Source organism: Actinacidiphila yeochonensis CN732 (assembly GCF_000745345.1).
Classification (GTDB): domain Bacteria; phylum Actinomycetota; class Actinomycetes; order Streptomycetales; family Streptomycetaceae; genus Actinacidiphila; species Actinacidiphila yeochonensis.
Map to the genome: position 1 here is coordinate 2,121,436 of NZ_JQNR01000005.1, position 25,870 is coordinate 2,147,305.

Annotated in this window: 16 protein-coding genes and 1 pseudogene; 14 read left to right on the top strand and 3 right to left on the bottom strand. The window is 72.5% G+C overall.

What is annotated here, in order from left to right:
• Positions 1-4: 4 nt before the first annotated feature.
• A complete protein-coding gene (locus BS72_RS21025; protein WP_037912626.1) occupies positions 5-928 on the bottom strand; it encodes a DUF3152 domain-containing protein in 924 nt (307 codons plus the stop codon).
• Between the two features lie 248 nt (positions 929-1,176).
• Here BS72_RS21025 and BS72_RS21030 point away from each other — a divergent pair, with 248 nt between their 5' ends.
• The 11 genes and pseudogenes from BS72_RS21030 to BS72_RS21080 all read left to right on the top strand — a co-directional run bounded on the left by BS72_RS21030 (position 1,177) and on the right by BS72_RS21080 (position 21,132).
• Positions 1,177-1,857 (top strand): response regulator transcription factor, encoded by a 681-nt coding sequence (locus BS72_RS21030; RefSeq protein ID WP_037912628.1) that lies wholly within the window; start codon positions 1,177-1,179, stop codon positions 1,855-1,857.
• 24 nt (positions 1,858-1,881) lie between these two features.
• Positions 1,882-3,396, top strand: a pseudogene (locus BS72_RS21035) (sensor histidine kinase); the annotation flags it as partial.
• A 214-nt stretch (positions 3,397-3,610) separates the two neighbouring features.
• Positions 3,611-4,018: a GerMN domain-containing protein gene (locus tag BS72_RS21040; protein WP_037912630.1), complete on the top strand. Its 408-nt coding sequence runs from the start codon at positions 3,611-3,613 to the stop codon at positions 4,016-4,018.
• 544 nt (positions 4,019-4,562) lie between these two features.
• On the top strand, positions 4,563-5,771 hold the full coding sequence (locus BS72_RS21045) for an amidohydrolase (protein ID WP_037912633.1): 1,209 nt from the start codon (positions 4,563-4,565) through the stop codon (positions 5,769-5,771).
• Between the two features lie 154 nt (positions 5,772-5,925).
• Positions 5,926-6,978: a BMP family lipoprotein gene (locus tag BS72_RS21050; protein WP_037912636.1), complete on the top strand. Its 1,053-nt coding sequence runs from the start codon at positions 5,926-5,928 to the stop codon at positions 6,976-6,978.
• A 505-nt stretch (positions 6,979-7,483) separates the two neighbouring features.
• A complete protein-coding gene (locus tag BS72_RS21055; RefSeq protein WP_051951349.1) occupies positions 7,484-9,118 on the top strand; it encodes an ABC transporter ATP-binding protein in 1,635 nt (544 codons plus the stop codon).
• Positions 9,115-10,308 carry an ABC transporter permease gene (locus tag BS72_RS21060; protein WP_078901516.1) on the top strand — a complete coding sequence of 398 codons (1,194 nt, stop codon included), beginning with the start codon at positions 9,115-9,117 and terminating at the stop codon, positions 10,306-10,308. Before BS72_RS21055 ends, BS72_RS21060 begins: the two co-directional genes overlap by 4 nt.
• Positions 10,305-11,594 (top strand): ABC transporter permease, encoded by a 1,290-nt coding sequence (locus tag BS72_RS21065; RefSeq protein ID WP_037912640.1) that lies wholly within the window; start codon positions 10,305-10,307, stop codon positions 11,592-11,594. The genes BS72_RS21060 and BS72_RS21065 overlap by 4 nt, the downstream gene beginning before the upstream one ends.
• Before the next feature lie 131 nt (positions 11,595-11,725).
• Positions 11,726-12,142, top strand: a complete 417-nt coding sequence (locus tag BS72_RS38545; RefSeq protein ID WP_037916967.1) for a cytidine deaminase — start codon at positions 11,726-11,728, stop codon at positions 12,140-12,142.
• Positions 12,143-12,369: 227 nt separating this feature from the next.
• Positions 12,370-13,647: a thymidine phosphorylase gene (locus BS72_RS21075; RefSeq protein WP_037912643.1), complete on the top strand. Its 1,278-nt coding sequence runs from the start codon at positions 12,370-12,372 to the stop codon at positions 13,645-13,647.
• Positions 13,648-14,358: 711 nt separating this feature from the next.
• Complete coding sequence (locus BS72_RS21080) at positions 14,359-21,132, top strand: RHS repeat-associated core domain-containing protein (protein WP_051951351.1); 6,774 nt, start codon at positions 14,359-14,361, stop codon at positions 21,130-21,132.
• A 165-nt stretch (positions 21,133-21,297) separates the two neighbouring features.
• Here BS72_RS21080 and BS72_RS21085 read toward each other — a convergent pair whose 3' ends face one another.
• Positions 21,298-21,552 carry a hypothetical protein gene (locus BS72_RS21085; RefSeq protein WP_037912646.1) on the bottom strand — a complete coding sequence of 85 codons (255 nt, stop codon included), beginning with the start codon at positions 21,550-21,552 and terminating at the stop codon, positions 21,298-21,300.
• 218 nt (positions 21,553-21,770) lie between these two features.
• Here BS72_RS21085 and BS72_RS21090 point away from each other — a divergent pair, with 218 nt between their 5' ends.
• The 3 genes from BS72_RS21090 to BS72_RS21100 all read left to right on the top strand — a co-directional run bounded on the left by BS72_RS21090 (position 21,771) and on the right by BS72_RS21100 (position 24,754).
• Positions 21,771-23,228 carry a polysaccharide deacetylase family protein gene (locus BS72_RS21090; RefSeq protein ID WP_232792486.1) on the top strand — a complete coding sequence of 486 codons (1,458 nt, stop codon included), beginning with the start codon at positions 21,771-21,773 and terminating at the stop codon, positions 23,226-23,228.
• Positions 23,229-23,396: 168 nt separating this feature from the next.
• Positions 23,397-24,257, top strand: coding sequence for an ArsR/SmtB family transcription factor (locus BS72_RS21095; RefSeq protein ID WP_107498843.1), 861 nt, complete (start codon positions 23,397-23,399; stop codon positions 24,255-24,257).
• Complete coding sequence (locus BS72_RS21100) at positions 24,257-24,754, top strand: DinB family protein (RefSeq protein WP_078901518.1); 498 nt, start codon at positions 24,257-24,259, stop codon at positions 24,752-24,754. The genes BS72_RS21095 and BS72_RS21100 overlap by 1 nt, the downstream gene beginning before the upstream one ends.
• 243 nt (positions 24,755-24,997) lie before the next feature.
• Here BS72_RS21100 and BS72_RS21105 read toward each other — a convergent pair whose 3' ends face one another.
• Entirely contained in the window at positions 24,998-25,792 is a 795-nt protein-coding gene (locus tag BS72_RS21105) for an alpha/beta hydrolase (RefSeq protein WP_037912653.1), read from the bottom strand.
• Positions 25,793-25,870 lie beyond the last annotated feature (78 nt).

Sequence of the window (25,870 nt, forward strand, 5' to 3'; positions counted from 1 at the left end):
CCGGCTAGGGGACGGAGGGGCCCTGGATGTAGTGGCCTTCGGCGTCGTACGGCCACTGGTTGGCCTTGCAGCCCTTCAGGCCGTCGATCTGCTGCATCATGACGGGGGCGAGCATGCCGGGGCCGGGGCAGGTCTCGTGGCCGTGGCCGATGCGGTGGCCGACCTCGTGGTTGATGATCAGCGCCCGGTAGTCCACCACCGGGCCGTCGAACTCCGGCGACCCCAGCAGCCAGCGCTTGAGGTTGACCACGACGGTCGGGCCGACATCGCAGTTGACCTCGCCGTGCGTGTGCAGGCCGGCCGCGCCGCAGATGGCGTCCGTGGTGTCGGGGGTGGCTATCTTGATCACGAAGTCGACGGTCCCGGAGGAGACGAGCTGGAAGCCGTCGTGGCCGTCGGCGGTCCAGCCGCGCGGGTTGGCGAGGATGCTCTGGATCTCGTGGGCGGCCGAGGCCGCGGATATGCCGGCGCCCCCCTCCACCTCCACCTTGTAGTGGCGGATGTCACCGTGGCCGGCGGCCGCGCCGCTGGCCAGGGCCGTGGCGAAGACGCCGGTGCCGGACTTGGGCACGGTCGGCGACGTCGTCGCCGGAGGGCTCGTGGTGGCGGTGGCGCTCGGCGTGACCGGAGGGGTGGTGCTGGACGACGGGCTGGCCGAGGTGCTGGCCGGGGCACTGGGAGAGGTGCTGGACACGGCGCTCGGGGAGGTGACCGGTGCGGCGGAGACGCTGCCCGGGCTCCGGCCCTGGCTGCGGCTGTCGGCTGCCGAGGCCGTACCCGTCCGAGGCCAACCGCCCGGCCGCACGGTGAAGACGATCACGCCCAGCAACGCGACGAAGACCAGCCCGAGCAGCACGTACGACCCGCCGCTCCGCCGCCTCCTCCTGCCCGCGTGCGCGCCTGCCCTCCGCTGCCCTGCCCTGCTCATGCCTCGTCCTCTCCGATCGGCTCCGGCGCACGGCGCAGGACCCCCTGCGGCCCGGCGCCGCCGCTCAAGACTGACGGCCGCACATGATGACCTCAGGTCGAGAGGGTCACAGATCGGCAACGGCTTGGCCGACGGGCCTGATGGGGCCGGTGCCGGCGCCGCACGCAGTGTGACCGTTCTGCAACAGTCGCCGCCCGGGGACGTCCCCCGGCGGACCGCGGACACCGGCCGCGCCCATACTGGGGGCCATGCCCCGCGTCTTGCTGATCGAGGACGACCCCGCCGTGCGGCGCGGAGTCGGCTGGGCCCTGCGCCACCGGGGGCACGAGGTGGCCGAGGCGGCCACCGGCGAGGAGGGCCTGGACCGGCTGCGGTCCCACGGCTCGGACGTGGTGGTCCTCGACCTGATGCTGCCGGGCCTGTCCGGCCTGGACGTGTGCCGGCGCATCCGCGAGTACGACCAGGTGCCGATCATCATCGTCACCGCGCGCGGCGACGACGTGGACGTGGTGGTCGGCCTGGAGGCGGGCGCGGACGACTACGTGGTCAAGCCGGTGCAGGCCGGCGTGCTGGAGGCCCGGATGCGCGCGGTCCTGCGCCGCACCGAACCCGCCGCCGGGCCGAGCCGCCCCCGGCTGAGCAGTTACGGCGACGTCACCATCGACCGGGCCGGCATGACCGTCACCCTGAACGGCACCCCGGTGCCGCTGGCCCCCTCCGAACTGCGGCTGCTGTTCGCCCTCTCCGCGTCGCCCGGCCAGGTGCTCAGCCGCCAGCACCTGCTGGAGACGGTCTGGGAGCACGGCTACCACGGCGACATCCGGCTGGTGGACGCCTGCGTGAAACGGCTGCGCGGCAAGCTCGGCGACAGCGCCCACCACGTCGAGACGGTGCGGGGCTTCGGCTACCGCTTCCGTGCCGCCGTCTGAGAGCGACCCGACACGATGCCCCGAATGTCCGGAGTCGTCCGAAGCCTGCGCTTCCGGCTCGTCGCGGGCTTCACGCTGGTGGCGGCGGCCAGCGCCCTCGGCGCGGGCGCGCTGACCTTCCGGGAGGCGCGCACCGGGGTGCTCCAGCAGAGCCAGGACATGGTCGTCGACCAGTTCCGCGACAGCGTGGACGCGGCGGTCCCGCCGATAGCCTCACCCCTCGACCAGTCGCAGGTGTCCGCACTGGTCGACTCCCTGGCCGCCACGCACCGCTCGCAGCACTGGCTGGTGCTGGCCACCTACCGTTCCCTGCGGGCCAGTTCCGCCTCGACCGACGGGTTCGACGAGGTGACGCCGGAGCTGCGCCGCTCGGTGGGCACCCGGTCGGTGGCCGTCTTCCAGCGCGTGCGCGCCGGCGGGGCCGCCTCGCTCGTCGTCGGACTGCCCGTCCTCTACGAGTCCCCGTCCGGGGCGGGCGGCCGCTCCGGGCTCGTGCTCTACCTCGTGGTGCCGCAGACCACCGAGCAGGGGTACGTCACCGCTCTCGTCGGCGCGGTGGAGCGGGCCACGCTGCCCGCGCTGGGCCTGGCCGTCCTGCTCGCCCTCTTCGTGGCCCGCGGGGTGCTGCGCCCGGTACGGGCGCTGCGCCAGGCGACCCGCCGGATGGCCGCCGGGCATCTCGACACCCGGCTGACCGTCCAGGGCTCCGACGAACTCGCCGAGCTGTCGGCGGCGTTCAACGAGACGGCCGTCGAACTGGAGCGCTCCGTCGCCGAGCTGCGCCGGATGGAGGCGCAGGCGCGACGCTTCTCCGCCGACGTCTCCCACGAACTGCGCACCCCGCTGGCCGCGATGGCCGCCGTCACCGACGTCCTGGACGAGGAGTCGGCGCGGCTGGAGGGCGAGACCGCCGAGGCGGTCTCGCTCATCAGCGAGGAGACCGGACGGCTGGTACGGCTGGTGAACGACCTCATGGAGATATCCCGGTTCGACGCCGGCGCCGCCGAACTCAGCCTGGACGAGATCGACATGGCCGAGTCCGTCCAGCGCACCCTGGCCGCCCGCGGCTGGCAGGACCAGGTGGACGCGGTGCTGCCCGCGCCGGGGGCCCTGCGCGCGGCCGTGGACCCGCGCCGCTTCGACGTGGTCGTCGCCAACCTCGTCGGCAACGCGCTGCGCCACGGCGATCCGCCCGTCACCGTCGAACTGGCGGCCTACCGGGAGGCGTCGGGGGCGCGGTGGGTGCGGCTGACCGTCACGGACAGCGGTCCCGGAATCGGCGCGATGGCCCTGCCGCACATCTTCGAGCGCTTCTACAAGGCGGGGGCGGCGCGCACCCGGAGCGAGAGCAGCGGGCTGGGCCTGGCCATCACGGCGGAGAACGTGCGCCTGCACGGAGGGCGCGTCCGCGCGCGCAACGCGGGGTCGGGCGGCGGCGCGGTCCTCACCGTCGAACTCCCGGCCGACCGGGCTCACGGCGACTCCGGCCAGGATCACGGGGCCGGGGCCGGGCCGCGGGGCGGTCCGGGGACGCGGGCAGGGAGGGCGGCTGGTGAGGCCGCGGCGGGCCTGGGGGGCGGCCGGGGCCACGGTGGGAGCCGCGGTGCTCGGACTCCTCGTCGCGGGCTGCGGGGTGCCCACCTCCGGGGTGATCGACGTCGGGAGCGCCGCGAGCGGGCTGCCCGCGCCGCGGCTGACCGCTGTCACGGTCTACCTTCTCCACGGCAAGGAGTTGCAGGAGGTCACCCGCGAGGTGGAGGGCGACGACGACCCGGTGGCCGCCGCGCTGGAGCAGCTGCTCGCGGGGCCCAGCGGGGAGGAGGGGCGCAAGGGCCTGACCACCAGCGTGCCCGAGCCCGCGAGCGTCCTTCAGCTGCGGACCGGTGAGGACACCGTCGCCGTCACCCTCGCGGCCGGTACGGCCGAGTTCGACGACACGGCCCTGCGCCAGCTGGCCTGCACGGCCGCCGTCGCGCTGAACAGGCAGCGGGCCCGTGAGGTGCCGCCCGCCCAGGCCGGCGGATCAGCGGCGCCGGCCGTGCCCATGCCCACCGAACCGCCCGTGACCGTGACCGTGACGGTGACCGTGACGGTGCCCGGCCCCGGCTGGCAGCGCGTGGAGCAGTCCGACGGCTGCCCGAGTGAGGCGGTGGCTCAGTAGCCCGAGCTTTCGGCCCCGACCGCCGACCGGGACCCGGCCCGGCGGACCCCGCCCCGGCGGCCGAGCAGCCGTAGGACCGGCCGCGCGGCGGAGGCCGCCGCTCCGCTCGACCTGCCGGCCGCGCGGCCGAGGCGTAACGTGGCCCGTCCAGCAGGGCAACGTGCCGAGAAACGCCGAGGAACGCCGCGGACCGCCGGGGACCGCCGCGCAAAGGCGGGTGAAGGCGCCGCGCGGGCGCGCGGGCGTGGCGGAAGTACGCGCGTTGCCTCGCGGCGGGTCGTTCGTTGAGCGACTATGTAGGGGTGAACTGCCCACGGCCCCAAAAGGGTGGGCATACCCATGAGGATGGTCAGGTATGCGCCCGATCGGCGACCTCTCTCCGCCCCGCTCCCGTCGTGCCCGTTGACGCCCGGGCGGGAGACGACGGTCGCGGCACGTCGTGGCAGGTCGCGGCACGTGGCGACGCCGCCGGAGCCGCCAAAGGAAGTTGACGGTTTCACCGAACTTGTGAGAGGAGTCGGCCGTGGGGCCTACCCTGGCTGAGGTGAACGACTCACCCGAGGCGCCGTCCGCGCCCGCCCAGCCCGAACTGCCCGTGGTCTCCGAGGCGTTGCACGCCGAGCTCGTCGCCTTCCGGCGCGATCTGCACCGTCACCCCGAGCTCAGCCGCCAGGAGTTCCGCACCACCCGGAAGATCAAGGCCCATCTGGAGCGGATCGGCCTCGCCCCGACGGTGCTGCCCCACGGGACCGGCCTCTTCTGCGACATCGCGGCCCCGGGTGACGACCGCCCCCGGCTGGCGCTGCGGGCCGACATCGACGCGCTGCCCGTTCCGGACCAGAAGTCCGTGCCGTACCGCTCCACCGCCGAAGGCCGCGCGCACGCCTGCGGGCACGACGCGCACACCACGATCGTGCTGGGGACCGGGCTGCTCCTCGCCGACCTGCTGCGGGCCGGCCGGCTGCCGCGCCCGGTGCGGCTGCTCTTCCAGCCGGCCGAGGAGGTGATGCCCGGCGGCGCGCTGGACGCGATCAAGGCCGGGGTGCTGGAGAACGTCGACCGCATCCTCGCCGTGCACTGCGACCCCAAGGTCGAGGTCGGCCGGATCGGCCTGCGGGTCGGCCCGATCACCTCCGCCGCGGACAAGGTGAGCCTCACCCTGGAGGGCCCCGGCGGCCACAGCGCCCGCCCGCACCTGACCACCGACCTGGTGATGGCGGTCGCCAAGTTCGCCACCGAGCTGCCCGCCGCGCTCAGCCGCCGGGTCGACCCGCGCTCGGGCCTGAGCCTGGTGTGGGGCCGGATCGAGGCCGGGCACGCCGCCAACGTCATCCCCTCCCACGCCGAGTTGGAGGGCACCCTGCGCTGCCTGGAGCTGGCGGCCTGGCACGAGGCCCCCGACCTGGTGCACGAGGTGGTCGACCACATCGCGGCGACCTACCGCGCCAAGTGCGCCATCGTCTACCAGCGCGGCGTGCCGCCGGTGGTCAACGAGGCGACGTCGGTGGAGCTGCTGCGCGAGGCGATGACCGCCCGGTACGGCCTGCACGCCATCGAGGACACCGAGCAGTCGCTCGGCGGCGAGGACTTCTCCTGGTACCTGGAGCGGGTGCCCGGCGCGCTGGCCCGGCTCGGCGTGCGGCCCGTCGGCGACACCGCCAAGCGCGACCTGCACCAGGGGGACTTCGACATCGATGAGGGCGCTCTGACCGTCGGTGCGGAGTTGTTCACCGCCGCTGTCCTGCTGTCCTGACAGCCGGTGAGGCCACGGTTACGGGTGTTTCACGAGGCCGAAATGCGTCGATCCGATAACAGGTCTTCATTCGGTCTTTACGTGACATCTACGCGCGTTAAGCTCCGGCTTAGCCAGCGCCGGACGGGGCGCTTCCAGACTGAAGGGGACCCTCTTGCGCCGGGTAACCAAGATCGCCGCCGCGGGCATGGTGTCCGCGGCCCTCGCTCTGACCGCTACCGCCTGCGGCAGCAGCACCACGTCGGACAGCGGCAAGTCGTCGTCCTCCGACGGGAGCAAGGGCAAGGGCGTCGGCATGGCGTACGACGTCGGCGGGCGCGGCGACCACTCCTTCAACGACTCAGCCTCGCGCGGCATGGACAAGGCCGTCAAGGAGTTCAAGCTCGGCGAGAAGGAGCAGACCGCCAGCCAGGACGAGACCGAGTCCGACCGCGAGACGCGGCTGGACCAGCTCGCCGGCGCCGGCTACAACCCGGTCATCGCGGTCGGCTACACCTACGGTGACGCCGTCACGAAGATCGCGAAGAAGTACCCGAAGACCACCTTCGCGATCGTCGACTCCGTCGTGGACGCCCCGAACGTCGACAGCATGGTCTTCGCCACCGAGCAGAGCTCGTACCTGGCCGGTGTGGCCGCCGCGCTGAAGAGCAAGACCGGGCAGGTCGGCTTCATCGGCGGTGTGCACAACACCCTGATCGGCACCTTCCAGGCCGGCTTCGACCAGGGCGTGCACGACACCAAGCCGTCCGACAAGGTCACCGACCAGTACCTGTACGAGACGGACGCCAAGGGCTTCGCCGACCCGACCTCCGCCGCCGGCAAGGCCAAGGGCATGCTCGACAAGGGCATCGACGTCATCTACACCGCGGCCGGCCTGTCCGGTGACGGTTCGATCCAGACCGTGGCCGGCAAGGCGGGCGCCTGGGCGATCGGCGTCGACTCCGACCAGTACCAGGACCCGGCGCTGTCGAAGTACAAGAGCCAGATCCTCACCTCCGCGGTGAAGAACGTGGACGTCGCCGTCTACGACCTGATCAAGTCGGTGCAGTCCGGTACGCCGAAGACCGGCACCAACACGTACGACCTGGCCAACGGCGGTGTCTCGCTCTCGACTTCGGGCGGCTTCATCACCGACATCCAGTCCCAGCTGGACGCGGCCAAGCAGAAGATCGTCTCGGGCGCGACCAAGGTCTCGTCCACCCCGTGACGCGGATCGCGCAGCGGTGACCGCGCCGGGCTGACCGAGGCGCGGTGACCGCGGCGCGACCACCGGCGGCGCGCAGGACAGGCCCGGAAGGCCCGGCGGGGGAGGCTCCGGCACCCCCCGCCGGGCCTTCGCCGTACGCGGCCCGCATCCGGGCGGGTCCCGGACCCGCCCGGACCGGAACGCCCCGGACCGGAACGCTCCCGCAGCCGCCCCCGGCCCGGCCGTCCTGCCCGGTCCGGACGGTCAGCACGGTGCCCACCCGCCGGAGCGCGCGGTACGGTCCCCCCGCACCCGCCCGGCACCCGCCGCCGCTCCCCGGCGGCCTCCGTCGTACCAGCAGTACCTCCGCAGTACCCGCACACCGCCGCAACCCCGCCCGCGCGGACCCCGACCCCCGGGGAACCCGCACCCCGGACCCGGAACCGGACCTGCCACCCCAGGGCCCGGCCCGGCCCCGTCCACGCCACCCGCACCGCCCGAGCCTTTCCCCCCAGGAGAGTGCGCCATCAACGCGTCCACCAACTCCGCAGCGCCCCCCGCCGTACAGCTGCGCGGCATCACCAAGCGCTTCCCCGGCGTCGTCGCCAACCACGACATCGACATCACCGTGCGCACCGGCACCGTGCACGCCCTCGTGGGCGAGAACGGCGCCGGCAAGTCGACCCTGATGAAGATCCTCTACGGGATGCAGAAGCCCGACGAGGGCACCATCGCCATCAACGGCGAGCAGGTCTCCTTCGGCGACCCCGGCGACGCCATCGTCCGCGGCATCGGCATGGTGCACCAGCACTTCATGCTCGCCGACAACCTGACCGTGCTGGAGAACATCGTCCTCGGCAGCGAGAAGCTGCACGGCATCGGCGGCCGGGCGCGCGCCCGGATCACCGAGATCTCGGACGCCTACGGCCTCGGAGTCCGGCCCGACGCCCTCGTGGAGGACCTCGGCGTCGCCGACCGCCAGCGGGTGGAGATCCTCAAGGTCCTCTACCGCGGCGCGCGCATCCTGATCCTCGACGAGCCGACCGCCGTTCTCGTCCCGCAGGAGGTCGACGCGCTCTTCGACAACCTGCGCGGCCTCAAGGCCGAGGGCCTGACCGTCATCTTCATCTCGCACAAGCTCGGCGAGGTGCTGTCGGTCGCCGACGACATCACGGTCATCCGCCGCGGCACCACCGTGGGCAGCGCCGACCCGGCCAGCACCACCCCCAAGCAGCTCGCCGAGCTGATGGTCGGCAGCGAGCTGCCCTCGCCGGAGACCCGCGAGTCCACCGTCACCGACGAGCCGATGCTCACCGTCGCGGAGCTGCGGCTGGCCGCGGTCGACGCCGAGGGCGTCGAGCGGACGGTGCTGGACGACGTCGCGTTCACCATCCACAAGGGCGAGGTCCTCGGCATCGCGGGCGTGGAGGGCAACGGGCAGGCCGAACTGGTCGAGGCGATCATGGGCATGCGGACGCCCGACGCCGGCGTGCTCACCCTCGACGGCGCCGACATCACCCGGCTGCCCACCCGGCGCCGCCGCGAGGACGGCATCGGCTACATCCCCGAGGACCGCCACCGGCACGGCCTGCTCCTTGAGGCGCCGCTGTGGGAGAACCGCATCCTCGGGCACGTCACCGAGCACCCCAACAGCCGCGGCGCGCTGATCGACCCGGGCGCCGCCCGCCGCGACACCGAGCGGATCGTGCGCGAGTACGACGTGCGCACCCCCGGCATCGAGGTCACCGCGGCGTCGCTGTCCGGCGGCAACCAGCAGAAGCTGATCGTCGGCCGCGAGATGAGCCACCTGCCGAAGCTGCTGATCGCCGCGCACCCCACCCGGGGCGTGGACGTCGGCGCGCAGGCCCAGATCTGGGACCAGATCCGCGAGGCGCGGCGCGAGGGCCTGGCGGTGCTGCTCATCTCCGCCGACCTCGACGAGCTGATCGGCCTGTCCGACACCCTGCGCGTGATGTACCGGGGCCGGCTGGTCGCGGACGCCGACCCGGCGACCGTCACACCCGAGGAGCTGGGCTCCGCCATGACAGGCGCCGCCTCCGGCCATCTGGAGAACGCCGTGGAGCACGGCGCGGAGAACGCCGCCGACGCGGCCGGGGAGCCGGCGCCCGCCGCCGAGCCGGCCGGGGGAGAGGACCGATGAAGAAGTTCGACAAGGACCGGGTGCTGCTGGCCGTCGCGGCACCCGTGCTCGCGGTCGTCGGCGCGCTGATCGTCACCGCGCTGGTGCTGCTGGCCACCGGCAAGGACCCGTTCCACGCGTTCAACGTGATGGTGACCTACGGCGACAAGTCCGACAGCCAGGTCTACATCCTCAACAAGGGGATCACCTACTACCTGAGCGGGCTCGCGGTCGCCGTCGGCTTCCGGATGAACCTGTTCAACATCGGCGTGGACGGCCAGTACCGGATGGCGGCGTTCTTCGCCGCCGCCGTCGGCGGGGCCGTGGCCATGCCGAGCGTGCTGCAGATCCCGCTGATCATCGTCACCGCCATGGTGGTCGGCGCGGTCTGGGCGGCCATCGCCGGCGTGCTCAAGGTGACCCGCGGCGTCAGCGAGGTGATCTCCACGATCATGCTCAACTCGCTGGCCGGCATCGTCATCGGCTACTTCCTCCAGGGCGGCCGCCTCGGCGTGCTCGACAAGGACGCCAACATGGTGTCCACCAAGCCGCTGCCGTCCTCCGGGCACCTGTTCAACTTCCAGACCGCCACCGACCCGCTGGACGGCTTCATCGTCTTCGCGGTGCTGGCCGGCGTCCTGTACTGGTTCCTGCTCTCCCGCACCCGCTTCGGCTTCGACCTGCGGGCCGTGGGCCGCTCGGAGTCGGCGGCGGAGGCCAGCGGCGTCAACGTCAAGAAGATGATCATCACCAGCATGCTCATCTCCGGCGGCATGGCCGGCCTGGTCGGCATGTCCACCCTGCTCAACGAGTCCCACGACTACGGCACCGACTTCCCGACCGGCATCGGCTTCACCGGCATCGCGGTGGCCCTGCTCGGCCGCAACAACCCGATCGGCATCGGGATCGGCGCGCTGCTCTGGGCGTTCCTGGAGCGCGCCTCGGACGGGCTGGAGTTCGAGGGCTTCGACAAGGAGATCGTCGGCGTCATCCAGGGCGTGATCGTGCTCGCCGTGGTCATCGCCTACGAGCTGGTCCGCCGCTACGGCCTCACCCGGCAGCAGCGGCAGGTCGGCGCGGAGCTGGCCGCCGCGGCGGCGTCCGGCGGGCCGGGCACCGGCGCCGGTGCCGGCTCCGTCGCGGCCCCGGTCATCGGCAAGCAGGCGGGGGCCGGGTCCGGCTCCGCCGCAGCGACGAAGGAGGACGCGTGAGCGCCACCGCAACCCAGACGCCGCAGCCCGCGGCGCCGCGCGCCAAGGAGCGCCCCGCCACCGGCCGCATCCGGCTGTCGACGCCGATGCTGCTGCTGATCGTCGCCGGCGCCCTCATCGTGCTCTCCGCCGTGCGCGCCATCACCGGCGCCGAGGACGTCACCTCCTCCGGGCAGGTGGCCGGCGCGCTGGCCGGCGCCGTGCCCATCGGCCTGGCCGGGCTCGCCGGCCTGTGGTCGGAGCGGGCCGGCGTGGTCAACATCGGCCTTGAGGGCATGATGATCCTCGGCACCTTCTTCGGCGCCTGGGCCGGCTGGCAGACCAACCCGTGGCTCGCGGTGCTGGCCGGCGTGCTCGGCGGCGCCCTCGGCGGGCTGGTGCACGCGGTGGTCACGGTCACCTTCGGCGTGGACCACATCATCGCCGGTGTCGCGATGAACATCCTGGCCGCCGGCGTCACCCAGTACCTGGCCAAGCGGCTGTTCAACGTCGGCGACGCCGCGCAGAAGGGCGGCACGCCCAAGCAGTCCCCGCCCATGGACGACGTCAAGCACTTCACCGTGCCCGGCCTGTCCCACTGGCTGCACACCGTGGAGACGCACCACTGGTTCCTCGTCTCCGACCTGGCCGGGATCATCGGCGGCCTGGTCACCGGCATCTCGGCGCTGACCCTGCTGGCCCTGGTGCTCTTCGTCGCCACGTTCTTCGTCCTGTGGCGCACCCCGTTCGGCCTGCGGCTGCGCTCCTGCGGCGAGAACCCGGTGGCAGCCGAGTCGCTGGGCGTCAACGTGTACACGTACAAGTACGCCGCCGTGGTGATCTCCGGAGCGCTCGCCGGCCTGGGCGGCGTCTTCCTCGCCATCGGCACGCACTTCTACCTGGAGGGGCAGACCGGCGGCCGCGGCTACATCGGCCTCGCGGCCATGATCTTCGGCAACTGGCGGCCCGGCGGCCTGGCCATGGGCGCCGGCCTGTTCGGCTACGCAGACAGCCTCCAGCTGCGCAACGGCGGCCCGTCCGTGCACGCGCTGCTGCTGCTCATCGCCGTCCTGCTGGTGGCCATGGCGGTGTGGCGGTTCTACCGCGGCGCCCGCCTCGCCCCGGCCGTGGCGCTGGGCTTCGCGGTGCTGCTGTCCCTCTGGTACACGTTCACCGACTCGGTGCCGGACGAGGTCGTGCAGGGCACGCCGTACGTCGTCACCCTGCTGGTGATGGGCCTGTCGGCGCAGCGGCTGCGGATGCCCAAGGCCGACGGCCTGCCCTACCGCAAGGGCCAGGGCCACTGATGGCCGGCGTCGACGCGGGGGCCGTCGAACTGCCCGCGGACGGGGCCGACCCGACGGCCGACGGCCCCGTCGGGGCCGCTGACCGGGACGCCGGCCGAGCTGCTGGCGTGGCCGCTGACCTGGCCGCTGACCTGGCCGCTGACCGGGACCCCGCGTGGGCTCCCGACTGGGCCGGGCTGCGGTCCGCCGCCCGGGCGGCCATGGAGCGGGCGTACGCGCCCTACTCCGGCTTCCCGGTCGGCGCCGCCGCGCTCACCGACGACGGGCGCACGGTCGTCGGCTGCAACGTCGAGAACGCCGCCTACGGGGTGGCGCTGTGCGCCGAGTGCGGCCTGGTCTCCTCGCTGCACGCCACGGGCGGCGGCCGACTGGTCGCCTTCGCCTGCGTCGACCGCAAGGGGGCCGCGCTGATGCCGTGCGGCCGCTGCCGCCAACTGCTGTGGGAGCACGGCGGCCCCGACCTGCTGGTGGACACCCCGTCCGGGGTGCGGCCGATGAAGGAGCTGCTGCCCGACGCCTTCGGGCGCGAGGACCTGACGTCCCGCTAGTGCCGCGACCGGCACCAGGCCCTGTCAGGCATCTCCGCTCCTTCGGCTCCTTCGGCTCCTTCGGCCTCTTCGGCTCTTCCGGCTTCTTCGGCCAGGCGCCCCGAGCGCCACGTTCCACCCCGCCCCGGGCCCACCGCCCGGGGCGGGTTCCGTCTGCCGCCGTTCTCCCGGCCGCCCGCACGGCCCCGGGGGCGCGGCCATGTCACGAACGCGAGGAACTGCCTTCCATGGACGCCATTTCCGTCATCCGCGCCAAGCGCGACCGCGGCCGGCTCAGCGACGAGCAGATCGACTGGGTGATCGACGCCTACACCCGCGGCGAGGTCGCCGACGAGCAGATGTCCGCGCTGGCCATGGCGATCCTGCTCAACGGCATGGACCGGGCCGAGATCGCCCGCTGGACCGCGGCGATGATCGCCTCCGGCGACCGGATGGACTTCTCCCGGCTGTCCCGCCCGACCGCCGACAAGCACTCCACCGGCGGCGTAGGCGACAAGATCACCCTCCCGCTGGCGCCCCTGGTCGCCGCCTGCGGGGCCGCCGTGCCGCAGCTGTCCGGGCGGGGCCTCGGCCACACCGGCGGCACCCTGGACAAGCTGGAGTCCATCCCCGGCTGGCGGGCGGAGCTCTCCAACGACGCGATGATGACCGTGCTCGACGAGGTCGGCGCCGTGGTCTGCGCGGCCGGCGACGGGCTCGCCCCCGCCGACAAGAAGCTCTACGCGCTGCGCGACGTCACCGGCACGGTGGAGTCCATCCCGCTGATCGCCTCCTCGATCATGTCCAAGAAGATCGCCGAGGGCACCGGCGCGCTGGTCCTGGACGTCAAGGCGGGCTCCGGCGCGTTCATGAAGAACATCGAGGACGCCCGCGAACTGGCCTCCACGATGGTCGGGTTGGGCAACGACCACGGGGTGCGCACCATCGCGCTGCTCACCGACATGTCGGTGCCGCTCGGGCTCACCGCGGGCAACGCGCTGGAGGTGCGCGAGTCGGTCGAGGTACTGGCCGGCGGCGGCCCCGCCGACGTCGTGGAGCTCACCCTGGCACTGGCCCGGGAGATGCTCGACGCGGCCGGCCTGCCCGACGCCGACCCGGTCAAGGCGCTCGCCGACGGCCGGGCCATGGACGTGTGGCGCCGCATGGTCCGCGCCCAGGGCGGCGACCCGGACGCCCCCCTGCCCACCGCCCGCGAGCGCCACACCGTCACCGCCCCGGCCACCGGCGTGCTCGCCGAACTGGACGCCTACGCCGTCGGCGTCGCCGCCTGGCGGCTGGGCGCCGGCCGGGCCCGCAAGGAGGACGCCGTGCAGGCCGGCGCGGGCGTCGAACTCCACGCCAAGCCGGGCGAGCCGGTCGTCGCCGGGCAGCCGCTGATGACGCTGCACACCGACACCCCGGACGCCTTCGGGTACGCCGTGGAGGCGCTGGAGGGCGCGTTCTCCGTCGCCGCGCCGGACGCCGCCCCCGCGCCGCGGCCGATCGTCCTGGACCGCATCGGCTGACCTCGCCGGGCTTGCCGACGCCCCCTCACCGCGGTGGTCCGTGCGACCACCGCGGTGAGTGTCTTTCCGCGCCTCTGCGAAGCCGGCCGCCGCACGCTCGGCCCCCGGGAACCCGCCTCCACGGAAGAGGACTTCACGCCCTCCCGGTGGCCGGTGAGTGAAGCCCTGGACGCGGCGGCTGCGGGCCGCTTCCTGCTTCCAGCGGGGCCGCCGGCTCGGCTTCTGGCCGAGAGGGCCGGTGGCCGACAGCCGGTGGGAGCGCGGAACCACACCGGCGCAGACGCGTGTTGGGGCAGGTGAGGGTTAAGGGGGTGAAGGGGGTGAAGGGGGTGAGCGAGGCTGCGGGGCGGCCGGGGTGGCCTGAGCGGCCGAGAAGGGTGAACGCGGGCGGAACACGTCAATCCGCTTTTAAACCAGAGCCCTGGAGTGACGGGCGTGGTCCACTGTCCGGTCGGTGCGGGTCTGTGACATATACGCGCGAAAGATGGGCTGTCGTGCGCCCTTTGAGGCGTGACTCAACTCACGGGGAGTCAATTCGGTTCCCTCTTCATGCGTCAAGATCACGTAAAGAATCGCCTCCGGCCCTGCTGGAGTCGTAGGGCCATCCGGGAAGCTTCTCAAGTTTGTGCGTGTGTGGATCTTGAGAAGAAGGGGCGGAAAGTGCGTCGATGGCGTTGGCCGGCAACGGCCATAGCGGGAACAGTGGGGACGGTGACGCTCGCCGTGACGGCGGCGGGCATCTCACCGGCGACCGCCGCACCACAGAGCCAGCAGAGTCCGGCTCAGAGCAACACCGCTGTCAGCACGACCAGTAGCACGGACATCGCCGCTCCGGCGGGCGACCTGCTGCTCAACGGCTACGGCGACAGCGCCGGTTACCACCTGGAGGTGGGTACCGGGGCGACCGGCTACACCTGGCGCGAGGTCGCCGTGGTGCGGCCGGGCGACATTGACGACTCGTCATGGACGGGCTACCAGTGCGTGTCCGGCGACGGCCACTACGCCGGTGTGACCGTGCTGCCGGCGATGGCCGTCAACCAGGTGGCGGACCGCGACCACGGCGCGTTCGCCTACTCGGTCGACCTGCGCACGGGCGCGGTCAGGCCGGTGGCCTCGGGCGTCGCGCTGAAGTACCACTCACCCGGCTGCGGCATCGGCGACACCGCCGAGTTCACCGTGAACCCCGGGGACAACGAGCAGCAGACCCAGGTGCTCTCGGTCGACCTCGCCACCGCGAAGGTGACGGCGTCGGCGAGCGTCACGGGCCAGGTCACGTCAGTGGTGCCGACCGCCGCGGGGCCGGTCGGGGCGATGGGCGGCGAGCTGGTCCGTATCCCGGTCGCCGCGAAGGGCGGCAAGGCCACGCCGGTCAAGGTCGCGGACGTCGGCGGCGTCCCCTACGACCTGCGGCCCGAGTCGGGCGGCGGCGTGGACTTCGCCGTCGAGCGGTCCGGCGGCAGCAAGACGTCGCTGCTGCGCCGCGAGCGCCAGGGCAAGGTCAGCACCCTCGGCCAAGGACCGGCCTCCTCCCTCCAGCTGATGCAGGGCCGGGGCGGCCACGCCAGCGCCGTCGGCGCCACGTCGGTGACCAAGGGCTCCGGCGTGCGCAGCGTGTCCACGAAGGGCCTGCCGGCCGGGGCGCAGGCGGTGTCCCTGGACGGGGCCGCCGCGTTCGGCCCGGGGCCGAAGACGGACGCCGACGCGCCGCTGGTGCTGGGCACCAAGAAGCCCACCCTGCTCAAGCGCTCCGCCGCGCCGGCCGCCAAGGACCCGGTGACGACGCTCCCCAACCCGGTCTCCCCGGCCGGCACGGTGGCTCCGGTGACGACCCCGAAGAGCACCGCGCAGGGTGCCGCGCCGCAGTCGGCGGGCCCGCTCACGCCGGCCCCGACCGCCGCGCCCAAGGCCAAGAGCCTGGTCGGCGACACGGCGGCCACCACGGCGGACACCACCTCCACGGCCACCACCACCGCTGCGACGGCCGCCACCACCACGGCCGCGACCACCGCGACCAGCGCGACCTACAGGACGGCCGCCGCCACGGCGACCACCGCGACCGCCACCACCGCGGCCGCCACCACCGCCAAGGTGGCCGTCCAGCCGCTCTCCGCCACCGTCCAGACCACGCCCAAGTGCGCGGTGGACCGGCTGGCCGAGGACAAGCAGGTCATGCAGCCCTCCGCCAACCAGGTCTCCTGGGCGATCCAGATGGCCGAGCAGGGCCTGCTGACCGGCTCGGCCTACCAGCGCCCGGCCAACTACGCGAACCTCGGCCTGGTGGCGTACGCGCCCAACGACGACTTCTCGCGGGTCGCGCTGAGCCACCCGGCCGGCGACACCTTCGACTCGGTGCCGCGCGCGGTGTACGAGGCGATCGTCGCCCAGGAGTCCAACTACAGCCAGGCGTCCTGGCACGCGCTGCCCGGCATCCCCGGCGGCGCGCTGGTCGGCGACTACTACGGCGCGGGCGGCTCCATCTCCACGATGGACTACTCCAAGGGCGACTGCGGCTACGGCCTGGGCCAGGTGACCACCGGCATGTCGGTGGGCGACACCACCTACTCCCAGCACGGCCAGTGGAAGATCGCCGTCGACTACCAGGAGAACCTGGCCGCCGGCCTGCAGATCCTGGAGCGCACCTGGAACCAGCTGTACGCGGCCGGGATCACCGTCAACGGCGGCGACCCGAAGTACCTGGAGAACTGGTACCTCGCGGCCTGGGCCTACAACTCCGGCATCCAGCCGACCGCGGCCTTCGGCAACACCACCGGCTGCACGCCCAGCGCCACCTGCACCGGTCCGGACGGCACCTGGGGCCTGGGCTGGTCCAACAACCCGGCCAACCCCGACTACCCGCCGACCCGCGCGCCGTACCTGAAGAGCTCCTACGCGGACGCCTCGCACCCGGCGGACTGGCCGTACCAGGAACGCATCATGGGCTGGATGGGCCAGCCGATCCTGCGGTTCAGCGAGCCCGCCTACTCCACCCCGACCTACCAGGGCGGGAAGACGTGGCTGCAGATCCCGTCGCCGACGACCTTCTGCACCGTCGCGGGCGACAAGTGCGACCCCAGCGGCTCGAACCCGAAGATGTGCACCCTGTCGGACTCGGAGTGCTGGTGGAGCGGTTCCGCCACGTTCGTCTCCGACTGCGCCTCGACCTGCGCCACCAGCCCGTACTCGGTGGGCGCCGGATCGAGTGAGCCGGCCGTCGAGAAGCCGCACCCGCACCCGCCGTCCTGCTCGCTGGACACCGCGCACGTCCACAACGAGGGCAGCGGCGCACCGATCATCGTGGACGAGTCGCAGAGCCAGCCACCGCTGAACCTGGTGGGCTGCGGGTCGTCGAACTGGTCGCAGGGCGGCACGTTCAGCTACAAGTACGGCACCGACTCCTCGGGCAACCCGATCGGCGCGATCGACACCCACCAGCTGGGCGTCGGCTTCGGCGGGCACGTGCTGTTCACGCACACCGAGACGGGCTCCAACCCGAACGAGATCAACAGCGGTACCTGGACGCCGAACCTGCCGAAGCTCCAGTACTACAAGATCAAGCTGCACTTCCCGTCGACGGCGGCCTCGGCCACCAACGTCGTCTACAGCATCAACCCCGGCGGCGGGGCGGCCCCCTGGAAGATCCGGGTCAACCAGGACTGGGGCTCGGAGCAGTGGGTGACCATCGGCACCTTCGCGATGGAGAACGGCGGCAACGTCGTCCTCACCAACAAGAGCGACGTCTCCGGGTCGGGCAACATCAACTACGCCGACTACGACGTCGCCTATGACGCCGTCGCGTTCATCCCCGAAGGCGGCAGCCCCGGCCACCCGATCGGCGGCCCGCCCGGCGTGAAGGACGCCCCCAAGGGCTCCAACCCGTCGTGGGTCAACTGCGGTTGCGTCAAGCGCACGGCCGGCGACCCGGTCGACACCAGCACCGGCTACTTCGGTGACACCTACACCGACCTGTCCACGCCCGGCCGCGGCATGCCGCTGGACTTCACCCGCAGCTACGCCGAGTCCGTCGCCGACCCGAGCGGCCCCAACGGCTCCCTCGCGGTCAACGGCCCGTTCGGCTACGGCTGGACGTACTCCTACAACCTGTCCGCGAGCACCGACTCCACCACCGGTGCCGTCACGGTCACCCAGGAGGACGGCTCCCAGGTCACGTTCAACGACACCGACGGGACGTACACGCCGTCCGCGCCGCGCTACGACGCGACGCTGACCGCGGCCGGCTCCACCTACACCTTCACCCGCACCGGCAAGGACGTCTTCACCTTCGACGCCACGACCGGGCGGCTCACCGCCGAGACCGACATCGTGGGCAGCAAGGCCAGCCCGGCGTACGCGACCAAGCTCGCCTACGACTCCTCCGGCCACCTGTCGACGGTCACCGACCCCGGCGGCCGGGTCTACACGCTCACCTGGACCGGCAGCCACATCACCGGCCTGAAGGACTCCGCCGGGCGGACGGTCACCTACGCCTACAGCACCGCGGGCGACCTCACCGACGTCTACGGGGTGGGCAGCACCCGCTCCCCGTCGCTGAAGGACGACGACCACACCGTCTACACGTACACCGCGAACCACCTGGTCGCGTCGGTGCGCAACCCGGTGGAGTACGGGTCGACGGCGACCCCGACGCCCGCGATGTCGATGACGTACGACAGCTCGGAGCGGGTGCTCACCCAGACCGACGCGGACGGCAGGACCACCACGTTCACCTACGGTCCGGACACCGGCGCGAACCTGGTCGCCGGCCAGACCGAGATCACCGACCCGGCCGGCCACAAGACGATCGACACCTACGCCGACGGCCTGCTGACCACCGAGACCAAGGGCGCCGGCACCGCCGACGAGGGCACCTGGACGTACACCTACGACCCGGCCAGCCTCGGCATCACCTCCATCGCCGACCCCGCGGGCAACCTCCAGACGTTCGCCTACGACGACCACGGCAACAAGGTCTCGTCGAGCGACTCCCGCGGCTTCACCACCAGCTACCTCTACGACGACAACGACAACCTGATCCAGACCGTCGACCCCTCGGGCCTCCAGACGGTCTACAACTACGACGAGTCCGGCCACATCGCGGCCGGCGGCACCGGGTACGGCCTGCTCACCAGCACCGTCCAGCAGGTCGACGACGGCGCCGTGACCTCGCGCACCATCAACAACTACTACGACGACACCGCCCACCCGGGCGACGTCACCCGCACCGTCGACGCGCGCGGCAACACCACCGGCGCGACCTACGACGCGGCCGGCGACAAGACCAGCACCACCGACGCCGAGGGCGACAAGACGCTCTACGGCTACGACTCCGGGACCGGCCTGCTCACCAGCACCGTCTCCCCGAACGGCACCGCCGCCGGCACCACGGCGAGCTGCACCCCGCCGGCCAAGGGCTGCACCACCTACGCCCACGACGCCTGGGGCAACACCACCAAGACCACCGACCCGCTCGGCCACACCACGCTGGCCTCCTACGACGCCGACGGCGACCAGGTCTCCGCCACCGACGGCAACGGCAAGAAGACGGTCTACGGCTACGACGCCGCCGACCAGCGCACCAGCGCGACGCAGCCGGACGGCACGAAGTCCCAGACCGTCTACAACGCCGACGGCACCGTCCAGAAGACCATCGACGGCGCGAACAAGGCGACCACCTACACCTACGACGGGCAGGGCCGCAAGGCCACCCGCACCGACCCCGACAGCCACAGGACCACGTGGGCGTACGACCCGACCGGGAACCTCACCACGGTGACCGACCCGGCCGGCCGCACCACCACGTACACCTACGACCCGGCCGGCAACCCGACCTCGATCAGCTACTCCGACGCCGCGACGCCGGACGTCACCTCGATCGAGTACGACCCGGCGGGCCACCGCAGCTCGATGACGGACGGCACCGGCACCACCACCTGGACGTACGACGTCTTCGGTGAGCTGACCGGCACGACCAACGGCGCCGGATCGACCGTGGCCTACGGCTACGACGCGAACGGCAACCAGACGTCGATCACCTACCCCAACGGGCTGACCGTCGCCCAGTCCTTCGACAAGGCCAACCGGACCAGCGGCCTGACCGACTGGAACGCCAGGTCCACGTCCTTCGGCTACGACGCCGACAGCGACTGGAAGACCACCACCTACCCCAACGGCACCACGGCGACCACGGGTTACGACAACAGCGACAACCCGCTGTCCGACACCCTCGCCAAGGGCACCACCACCCTGGCGACGCTGTCCTACACCCGCGACGGCGACGGGCAGATCGGCGGCGAGACCCCGACCGGCGTGCCCGGCAGCGCGCAGACCTACGCCTACACCGACAACGAGCAGGTGAAGTCCGCCACCGCGGGCAGCGCCGCCACCGCCTACGCCTACGACGCGGCCGGCAACCCGGTCCAGGTGGGCACCGCCAACCAGGTCTTCGACGCGGCCGGCGAGCTGTGCTGGTCGACCACGTCGACGCTGCCGGCCAGCCCGTCCTGCGCGAGCCCGGCCTCCGGCGGCACCACCTACGGCTACGACACCGAGGGCGACCGGACCAGCCAGGCCGCGCCCGTCGGCAGCACCACCTACACCTACGGCCAGGACGGCGGCCTCACCGCCGTCAGCGGGGCCGCCGGCGCCACCTACACGTACAACGGTGACGGCCTGCGGGCGGCGAAGACGGTCGGCTCCACCACGACCGCCTTCACCTGGGACGGTTCGACGGACACGCCGAACCTGCTCTCCGACGGCACCACCAGCTACCTGTACGGACCCGGCGGCGTGCCGGTCGAGCAGATCGGCAGTGCCACCCAGTGGTACTTCCACGACCAGCTCGGCTCCACCCGCGCGCTGACCGACTCCACCGGCGCGGTCAGCGCCGGCTACGCCTACACGGCGTACGGCGCGGTCTCCTCGCACACCGGCACGGCCACCACGCCGTTGCAGTACACCGGCCAGTACACCGACGCCGAAACCGGCTTCGTGTACCTGCGGGCCCGCTACTACGACCCGGCCACGGCCCAGTTCCTCACCGTGGACCCGGACGTGGAAGCCACCCTCAGCGCCTACGCGTACGTCTACGGCAACCCGCTCAACGGCATCGACCCGTCCGGGCTGTGGGGCATCGGCAGCATCGTCAGCAGCATCCACAAGCACCTCGGCGTGATCAACGCGGTCGCCACCGCCGTGGCTTCCGTGGCGGGCACGGTCACCGGCATCTGCGCCGAGACCGGTCTGGAGATGTGCGCCGCCGTGGCGGGCGCGGTGTGGATCGGCGCCACCGCGGTCGTCTGGGCCAGCCAGGCATGGGAGGACTACGACACCTGCCACAACGGAGTGGGCGAGGCGTGCGTCACGAACCTCGCCTACAGCGTCGGCGACGTCGTGGGCCTTCCCAAGGCACCCGCGGCGGGGGTCAAGGGCGCGACCAAGCTCCTCGACAAGATCCTGCCCGGAACCGGCTGCCACCGGCTGATTCCCTGACCCCTGATTCCCTGATCCCCGGGTAGCACCGGGAACGTCCCGGGACCCGGCCCGCACAGGCCGGGTCCCGGGACTCTTTCGTCGGCCTGTGCCGGCCTGCGTCGGCCCGCGACGGCCGCCGGAACGCGGCGGGGCGGATACCGCCGCCGCTCTCCGCCGCCCGGTTCAGCCGCGCGGCGCTCCCCGTTCCGAGGGGGGCAGGAGCCAGTCCGGCAGAAGGCGCTTCCGCCACGCGGGCGGCATCCCGTCGGCGGTCGAGACGACGACGCCCGCGGCGAGCGCCGCCGCAGCGCACATCCCGCACAGGACCGTGAGCCACAGGGCGTTGTGCCCGTTCGCCCAGTGGGCCGCGAAGATGCCGAAAACGACCAGCGCGAACAGGACCAGACCGACCGCGGACCGAACGAGCCAAAGGCGCATCGCGCCATCATCCCACCGCCGACCGCGCCGCCCGGGTCCGGGACCTTCCCCCGTGCTCCGGCCGGACCGCCGCCGGGCCCCGGTGCCGCCGGTTTCCGGCGCCGCGCGGCACGCCCGAGCCGGGGCGTGATCACGAAACGGGATCAGTCCGAGATGAGGTGCCACGGGTTCTATGAACCTCGTTGCGGGTGCTTGACCCGGCACCTGATAATCCGCGCGTGACGACCCATTTGGACGGCCAGGGGACCTCGCAGGGCGGATACAACCGCCACCGAGCCCCCAAGGAAAAAGCCGTCAGCCGACGTTCCGCCCTCCTCCTCGCGGGAGCAGGCGGACTTGTGGCCGCCGGAGGCGCCGCCTACTTCGCCCGCCGGGGCGGCGGCGGCCCGGCACCGGACCTCTCCATCACCAAGCCGCCAGGAACGGCCGTCCGGCCGGCTCTCTGGTCGGAGCAGTTCCAGCCCGGCCACCTGTGGTCGGCCGGCGGCGTGGGCACGGCGAACGCCGACCCGAACGACACCTCCCTGCACAGCCGGGGGACCCAGTCCTTCGCGGCCACCACGACGGGCACCGGGGAGCAGTCCTTCGTCCGCAGGCAGTCCATACCCGCCTTCGACCTGCGCGGCCGGACCATCCGCCTGGTCTTCCGGGTGGACGACACCACGCACCTCAACCGGATCACGTTCTTCGTCGGGAACCGGGACTACGGCGACTACTTCTACTGGAACGTGCACATCCACTCGGCGGTCGACGCCAACTACGTCGGGCCCGGGGAATGGGTCACGGTGCACCTCCAGTGGGCGGACGTGGCGGGCGCGGCCGGGGCCTTCGCGATCTCGGCCAAGGGCGACCCCTCGACGCGGTCCGCCTTCACCGAGATGTCCTTCGAGGTCTTCGACGACAAGAAGGGCCCGGTCACCTACCACCTCCAGGCGGTGGAGCTGATCGAGGACACCACGAAGACCTTCCCCCACGGCGTCGTGTCGATCACCTTCGACGACTCGTTCCAGTCGGTCTACGACCTGGCCCGTCCGGTGATGGCCGAACACCGGTTCACCGGAACCGTCTACAACATCGCCGAGGCCGCCGGCACGGACCGCTACATGTCCGTGAAGCGCATGCAGGCCCTCCAGGACACGTGGGCCTGGGAGATGGCCGGCCACGCCTACTCCATGGACGCCCACAACACGGGCTACGACCAGCTCAGCAGGCATGAGGTCGACACCGACCTGCGCAAGCTGCGCACCTGGATGGTGTCCCGGGGATTCCGCAGCGAGAACTTCGCCTACCCCCACGGGCTGTTCGCCGCCACCAAGGACGGTGTGCCCATCGACCGCATCGCGGGCGAGTACTTCGCCACCGCCAGGTCGATCGTCGGGGAGACCACCGAGACCTTCCCCCCGGCCATGCCCTACCGGCTGAAGGCGCTCACCGGTGTCACCGACGACCCCCGCGGCGACGGGAACCCGGTGTCCGTCGTCACCGACCTCGGCGGGAAGCTGGACCGCTGCGCGAGCAGCGGGGACTGGCTGATCCTCTGCTTCCACCAGCTCGTCGCGAAGGGCCCCGAGGAGAGTACGCAGGTCAGCCAGGCCGGCTTCGCGTCCGTCATGAAGGCCATCGCGGATCACGGCATCCCCGTCGCGACCGTCGGCGAGGTCCTCTCCCACCCCTGACCGGCGGACGTCCGACCGGGAAGCCGACGGAACCCACGGAAGCCCTCCGGCGAAGGCCCTGGCCTGTCCTGGCCGCTCTGGCCCGCCGGCGGGTCCTTCCGGTGGCGTCATGCAGGTATCTGCCTGCATAATGGTGGGGTGAGCCCCGAAGCCGAGGAACCCGACAGGGTGGGCCAGGTCTTCAAGGCGCTGGCCGACCCGACGCGGCGGCTCCTGCTCGACCGCCTGCGCGAACACGACGGCCAGACACTGGGAGAGCTGTGCGGACGTCTGGGTATGGCCCGCCAGTCGGCCACCCAGCACCTCGACCTGCTCGTACGGGCCAACCTGGTGACCGTGGTCCGCCGCGGCCGGGAGCGCCTGCACTACCTCAACCCGGTCCCGATCCACGAGCTCCAGGAGCGCTGGATCTCCGGGTTCGACCGGCCCCGCCTGCGCACGCTCGGCGCCGTCAAGAACCTTGCAGAGGAGTACGCCATGGGCACTGATTCCGTCGCCGTATCTGCCGTATCTGCCGTATCTGCTGAACCCGCCCTATCTGCCGAACCCGCCGAACCCGCCGTATCGGCCGCGTCCACCCCGACCGTGCCGGGCTACGTCTACGTCACCTACATCCGTGCGAGCGCCGAACAGGTGTGGAGGGCGCTCACGGACGCCGACCTGACGGCGCGCTACTGGGGACACGCCAACGTGTCGGACTGGCAGCCCGGTTCCGACTGGGAGCACCGGCGGGCCGACGGGTCCGGCGCCGTCGACGTCGTCGGCACGGTGCTCGCCGCCGAGCCGCCGACGCGCCTGGTCATCACCTTCGAGGACACCCCGGACACGGTCCCGCCGCGGGACCCCTCGGTCGTCACCTTCCTCGTCGAACCGCACGAGGAGATCGTGCGCCTGACCGTCACCCACGAGAACCTGCCCAACCGGGAGATGCTCGGCGGCATCTCGAAGGGATGGCCCGCCGTGCTGGCGAACCTCAAGTCGCTGCTGGAGACCGGTGAGGTCCTTCCGCAGGCCCCCTGGGAGATGTGATGACCGCCGACGCCCTGCGCGGTGCCTTCCGGACGCTCCTGGAGGCCGCTGCCTCCGTCTCCGACGGCGACGCGGTCCCCGAGCCGCCGGCCGGCGAGTGGAACGCCGACCAGATCCTGGCGCACGTCTCGCTCGTCACCGCGGCCACGCTCGCCACCGTCGCCACGATCGCGGCCGGGGCCAACGCGGCCTACGACAACCGCCTCGCGCAGGACGCGTGGACCATCGAGCACACGATCGAACTGGCCGGCGGCCACGCGGGGCTGCGCGAGCGGATCGGCGCCCAGGCCGACGCCCTGTGCGCGCTGGTGGGCGCGGGCCTGGGCGACCGCGAACTCGACACGCCGGTGCCCAGCCGCCTCGTGTCCAACCGCGCCGTCATGGTCGACCAGCCCCTCGCGCTGCGGGACATCATCGCCGGTCTCGCGGCGCAGGAACTGCCCGGCCACGCGGAGCAGCTCCTCGCCCTCAAGGGGCGGGCACGGGTGGCGCACTGAGGTCGTGAACGAGGGGGCCGGACGGATTCCGGCCCCCCCTTTTCGTGTGCCCGTTCGGCGCCTTTCCCGTCCGGGACGAACTCCCCCCGCTCCACGTCGCGTTCCTCGGCCTTCGCCGCGGACCGCGCGGACGCCGCCGGCACGGTCGGGGAGTCCGCGAGCCAGGCCCTCACGGTGGGCTGTCGGTGGTCCGGGCCCGCGCTGCGACAACTCGGGAGCCCCGGGAGCCCCGGGCCGACGGGCTCAGTGCAGGCCGCGGCCGAACCCGACGGCCAGCGGCATCCGCAGGCCCAGCGGCGGGGGAGCCGCCAGCGCGTCGGTGACCGGGCGGGAGAACGGACGGTCCATCAGGGCGCCCAGGACGAAGTCCGCGGTGAGCGCGAAGACCTCGGACCGGTGGTGGCGCAGCGCGTGGCCGTCGGAGTGCACCTCGAACCGGCACACCTCGCGGTTGACCTTCTTCGCCCGCTCCGCCAGCCGGTAGGACAGCTCCGGATCGGTGGCACCGTCGTCCGTGCCGTGGACGATCAGCACCCGGCGCCCGTTCAGCTGCTTGACCGGCTCCTGCTCCACCTCCGGCTCGGGCCCGTCGGGCAGCCACGGCGCCAGTGCCACCGCGGCCACCACGCCGGGACGGCCCGCCGCGTGCAGGGCGGCCCGGCCGCCCATGTCGGCGCCGACCAGGGCCACCGGTACGTCGCCGTACCGGCGCAGCGCCTCGTCGACCGCCCACTCGGCGTCCTCGGCGGGGTGCGCGTGGCCGCCGTTCCAGCCGCGGAAGCGGTAGTGGACCACGTGCGCGGCCAGTCCGTCATCCCCGGCGGCGCGCACCAGGTGCCGGGCCAGCGGCCACATCACGGCCGCGGCCACGGGGGAGCGCCGACGGGTGCTCAACGGGTCGCCGCCGGGCAGCGCGAGCACGACGGCGCGCACCGCGGGGTCGACGCCGTGCCCCCGCCGCGACGGCGCGGACGCCCGCCCGGCGGTCACCGGTCGGCCCAGCCGGGCGCCGCGTGCCGGTAGAGCTTGCGAAGCCATGGCGCAACGATGGCAGACAACAGGGTGTGCGTTCGATGGCCGGGCGGAAAAATATTCAGAGCAACGTACAGTCTACGC